This is a genomic window from Vibrio sp. 10N.222.52.B7, from assembly GCF_041474275.1.
In the GTDB taxonomy this organism is placed as follows: Bacteria; Pseudomonadota; Gammaproteobacteria; order Enterobacterales; family Vibrionaceae; genus Vibrio; species Vibrio crassostreae_C.
In genome coordinates, this window is record NZ_JBFRTU010000604.1 from 1 (window position 1) to 722 (window position 722).

General features: G+C 39.2%; 2 protein-coding genes. Both read left to right on the forward strand.

Features of this window, described 5'->3' with window-relative positions:
* Positions 1–315 (forward strand): hypothetical protein (locus tag AB4512_RS24405; protein ID WP_372176067.1); only part of this gene is annotated, 315 nt, incomplete at its 5' end.
* Between the two features lie 227 nt (positions 316–542).
* The gene (locus AB4512_RS24410; RefSeq protein ID WP_086049349.1) at positions 543–677 is read left to right on the forward strand and encodes a hypothetical protein; all 135 of its coding nucleotides are present in this window, start codon (positions 543–545) and stop codon (positions 675–677) included.
* The last annotated feature ends 45 nt before the right edge of the window (positions 678–722 follow it).

Below are 722 nucleotides of genomic sequence, written 5' to 3' on the forward strand. Positions count from 1 at the left end.
CTCTCAGCTGCACTTGTGGTTATAGCTCTAGCCCAGTTTATTCCTTTTTTCGCGACTACTCAGTTGGTCGACTTCTTGTTCTTTGTTGTCATCGTTATATGGGTTTTAGCGAAACTAATGTGGGAAGGTGGTATCCATAGTAAGACAACTCGGTTAGACGATCCGAGAACAGATAAGGTCTACAAAATGGTAGAAGGGCATGATTTCGAGAAAGAGCAACACGAGCACTATCGAATGAACTACCAGACAGGTTTGGTTTTCTTTATAGCCGGTTTACCTGCATTTATTACTTGTTTAGCTCTTCAATTTCTTTGAGCACCAACATAACAGTAAACTTAATAAGATTCACAATTCATGGCATTCGCACTATGCGTAAGTCCAAGTGTTTAAAGTGGTATCACGTTGCTCACCACCTAAGCGGGCATGATACTTCTTGAGTTAAAGTAACTATCCATATCGAGTCCTAATAGTTTGTTTAAGTTCACGGTGCTTTTCTTAACCATTTGCTAGAGTGACATTTCAATGAGCATAGAGGTTTTATAATGGGAACTGTAATCGGTTTGGTGATTCTAGTTGCGATAGATTGGTATCTTGTTCGTAAAACAGGGCTTCATATTCATAAATGGATCTCTAAAAAGTATGCCGCGTATCTGTCGGAGAAGGGCAACAAAAAATAGCCTATCTTATTAAGTCATCGGTATAAAAAGCGTTATCCGCTATTC

Coding starts and splice junctions, on each gene's coding strand:
- AB4512_RS24410 (WP_086049349.1), top strand. CDS start 543: ATGGGAACTGTAATCGGTTTGGTGATTCTAGTTGCGATAGATTGGTAT.